Raw genomic sequence first — 3,229 nt, 5'->3', positions numbered from 1 at the left:
GGCGCTGTCGCTCGCGGGCGTCGCGTTTCGGGCGTCGGCCGAGTCGGCCGACGCTACTTCAGGTACTTGTGTTCGCCCTCGTTTTTCGCGGCGAGGTCGTCGAGGAACTCGTGGGCGCGCTCGAATATCTCGCGCGGGCCGTCCTGCGTGATGGTGTTGATGGCCTGCTCGTAGTCGCGCCACTGGAGGTCGCGGTGCTCCGTCGAGAGCTCCGCGGACGCCTCGAACGACCGCGCGATAAAGAGGTGGACCGTCTTGTGAATCGTCGTACCGTTCGCCTCGAAGACGTAGCTGTAGTCCTCGCGGAAGCCGTCGATGAGGCGGAAATCCTGGATTCCAGCCTCCTCTTTGACCTCCCTGATTGCCGTTTGCTGAAGCTCCTCGTCCCCTTCGACCCCGCCTTTCGGGAACTCCCAGTCCCCGGGACGGCTCTTCAGGAGTAAGTACTCCCTCCGGCCGCGGGTGTCGCGGAAGAGAATGGCTCCAGCGCTGACCGCTTCGACTGCCATTACCTGAAATAAACGTGCCACCCTTTAAGAGGGTATCGGAGGCTGTAGCGGGTTCGCACGGTCGTTCGTTCGGGATTCGGGTGGCGGAAGCCCGGAGTCCCCGGTTCGTGTAGATGCGCTTTTACCGTCGGAGCGTGCAACAACCAGTAGTACCCAGCTATGGCCTTCGTCACAAAACTCACCTTTCAAAGCGGTGATAAGGCGGTCCTCGACCGAGTGGTCGACGACCTCAAGCAGTTCGTCGAGCGGAAGGGCGCGGAGTGCCGCGGCCCCCACTCCGACCAGCCGAAGCAGGTGAGCGTCCCGCAGTACCGGACGCTCCAGCCCGGCGACCAGTTCTCGTCGTGGTCCTACCCCGTCTACACCCGTCGGCTCGAAATCCACGGCGCGGACCAGATCGCCCGCGAAGTCGGTCTCAAGGAGTTCCCCGACAGCGTCCACCTCGAAGTCGAAGTCGAACAGAAAAAGCCGCTCGGCCACCGCCGCTGACGGCGGTCGCGGAGCGCGAACGAAGACGCGGGTCTGCGCTTTTTGTCCGTTTTTCGACCGCTCAGGCGTCCGGCCCGAGCAGTTCGACCACGTCGCCGGTGCCGACGTGGTTGGTCGCGTCGAACGACGTGACCTCCAGTCGAACCTTGTCTTCGACGGCCGCGTCGCCGCCGTCTTCGACCCGGATGACCGAGTCGCCGACGCGGACGGTGAGGCCGTCGCCGTTGCGCTCGCTGACGTAGGCCGTGATGACCTCGCCGGGTTCGAACGTCGGCGTCGCGGTGCGGAACGTCCAGCCGGCCAAGAGCTTGTTGAGGCGGCTCATACGCGGCTCACCTCCTCGCTCGTGCGGTCGGAGACGTACTCGCGGCCGTAGCCGGTCCACGCGGCGAACAGGAACACCGCCACGAGGAACCAGCCGTGGAAGACGTAGGGGAAGACCGACGCGGGGTTCACGAGCATGTCCGCCGTGAACCACGGCGTCGCCTCGCCGCCGACGAGGCCCTGCATGGCCCCGTAGCCGGCGAGCAGGCCGCCGCCCCACGGGAAGATGTAGCCGAGCGCCGAGGTGTTGGCGTCGAGGATGTTGGCCCGGCGGTAGCCGTTGATGTTGAAGCGCTTGCCGAGGGTGGCGATGTAGGGCGCGATGGCGATTTCGGCCGCCGTGTTGATGGTGACCGTCGCGTTGACGAGCGCCGTGCCGACGACCATCGTGGTCTCCGCGCGGCGGACCGTCGTGGCGACGCGGTCGATGACGAGCTCCTGAATCGCGTCGAAGCCGCCGCCGGCGCGCATGATTTCCGCGCCCGCGACGAGCAGGAGCGTCAGGACGATAAGCGGGAAGAAGCCGGCCGCGCCGGAGTAGACGCTGCCGCCGACGCCGACCTGCCCCGCGGGGACCGTCTCGACGACGGCACCGATGAGCGGGAGCGCCTCGACCGCCTGCGTGAGCCCGTTCTGCGGCGCGCTGAACAGGAGCATGTTCCCGGCCGATACGTCCACGAGGTTCGCCGCGCCGAGCGCGACGTTGAACGCCGCCGCGAGGAGCAGGCCCCACGAGACGGCTTCGATGATGTGTCGGCCGCGGACGGCGAGGACGATGACCACGGCGATGTCGAGCAGGTGGACGAGCCCCCACGGCGACACCGACGCCGAGACCTCGCCGGCCACGTCGACGTGCGGCATGCCGCCCCAGACGCCGGGGATTCCGAAGCCGGCGACGAGGTACGCCGCGATTGCGAGCGCCGCCGCGACGACGGCGTACTTCACGCGGGAGGCGACGACGCCGCCGATGTCGGCGTCCTGCGTGACCGCGGAGACGATGGTCGTGTCGCTGACGGGCGCGAGGTTGTCTCCGAACACCGCGCCGGAGAGAATCGCGCCGAACAGCAACACTGGGTTCGCGCCGAGGAGCAGCCCCGCCGGGAAGACGAGACTCGTGAAGGCGATTGCGGTGCCGTAGCCGGTGCCGATGCCGGTCGCGAGAAGCGCCGCGAGCAGGAACGTCACCGCCGGGAACAGCCCCGGACCGACGTTCAGGACCGTGGCCGCCCAGACGAGGCCGTCGACGAAGCCGCCGACCTGAATGGTCTCGGCGAACATGCCCGCCCAGAGCCACGCGACGACCGCCGTCGCGGCGACCCGACGGGTCATACCGGCGAAGATGACGTCCGCGTAGTCCTTCCAGTCCCCCCGGACGAACAGCAGTCCCACGATGAGTCCTGTCAGCATCCCCGCGACGAGGCCGGTCGTATCGCCGATACCGAGGATACCGCTCTGGAAAATCGCCCACGCGATGAACAGGGCGATGGGCAGGGCGCTCACGAGTCGCCCGCCGCGGAAACTGAGCTCGATGTCCGGTTCTTCTGGCATCGTTTGTCAGAGATTGACTGTTACATATAATAGGCACGAATTTCCTCCAACTATCGCCTCCAAAGTTGCGTTTCTCGCTCACGGGCCGTCGGGAGCGTTTATCACCGCCGGCGAAGAAGAGCCGAGACATGAGCAACCGAGCGACGATGGACGACCTCGTCTCGCTTCGCCGCGACCTGCACCGCCACCCCGAACCCGCGTGGTGCGAGTTCTACACCACCGCCCGCCTCGTCGACGAACTGGAGACGCGCGACCTCGACGCGCTCTACGTCGGCCCCGAGACGCTCGACGCCGACGAGCGCATGGCCGTCCCCGACGACGCCGACCTCGACGCGTGGTTCGAGCGGGCCCGCGAGGCC

At 67.2% G+C, this 3,229-nt stretch carries 4 protein-coding genes and 1 pseudogene; 2 read left to right on the top strand and 3 right to left on the bottom strand.

Annotated elements, in window-relative coordinates:
- Positions 1–53: 53 nt before the first annotated feature.
- A complete protein-coding gene (locus tag BN996_RS07810) occupies positions 54–509 on the bottom strand; it encodes a bis(5'-nucleosyl)-tetraphosphatase (RefSeq protein ID WP_004043548.1) in 456 nt (151 codons plus the stop codon).
- Positions 510–668: 159 nt separating this feature from the next.
- Here BN996_RS07810 and BN996_RS07805 point away from each other — a divergent pair, with 159 nt between their 5' ends.
- On the top strand, positions 669–998 hold the full coding sequence (locus BN996_RS07805; RefSeq protein WP_089778042.1) for an uS10/mL48 family ribosomal protein: 330 nt from the start codon (positions 669–671) through the stop codon (positions 996–998).
- Positions 999–1,059: 61 nt separating this feature from the next.
- Here BN996_RS07805 and BN996_RS07800 read toward each other — a convergent pair whose 3' ends face one another.
- Entirely contained in the window at positions 1,060–1,323 is a 264-nt protein-coding gene (locus BN996_RS07800; RefSeq protein WP_089778040.1) for a DUF7513 family protein, read from the bottom strand.
- Complete coding sequence (locus BN996_RS07795; protein ID WP_089778038.1) at positions 1,320–2,870, bottom strand: Na+/H+ antiporter NhaC family protein; 1,551 nt, start codon at positions 2,868–2,870, stop codon at positions 1,320–1,322. The genes BN996_RS07800 and BN996_RS07795 overlap by 4 nt, the downstream gene beginning before the upstream one ends.
- A 128-nt stretch (positions 2,871–2,998) precedes the next feature.
- Here BN996_RS07795 and BN996_RS07790 point away from each other — a divergent pair.
- A pseudogene (locus tag BN996_RS07790) lies at positions 2,999–3,229 on the top strand (M20 family metallo-hydrolase); the annotation flags it as partial.

It is taken from the genome of Haloferax massiliensis (genome assembly GCF_001368915.1).
GTDB lineage: Archaea > Halobacteriota > Halobacteria > Halobacteriales > Haloferacaceae > Haloferax > Haloferax massiliensis.
This window is presented reverse-complemented; position numbering and strand designations above follow the sequence as displayed.

Bases quoted from the DNA above. Each gene is read 5' to 3' on its own strand.
- BN996_RS07810 (WP_004043548.1), bottom strand. From the start codon at position 509: ATGGCAGTCGAAGCGGTCAGCGCTGGAGCCATTCTCTTCCGCGACACC.
- BN996_RS07805 (WP_089778042.1), top strand. From the start codon at position 669: ATGGCCTTCGTCACAAAACTCACCTTTCAAAGCGGTGATAAGGCGGTC.
- BN996_RS07800 (WP_089778040.1), bottom strand. From the start codon at position 1,323: ATGAGCCGCCTCAACAAGCTCTTGGCCGGCTGGACGTTCCGCACCGCG.
- BN996_RS07795 (WP_089778038.1), bottom strand. From the start codon at position 2,870: ATGCCAGAAGAACCGGACATCGAGCTCAGTTTCCGCGGCGGGCGACTC.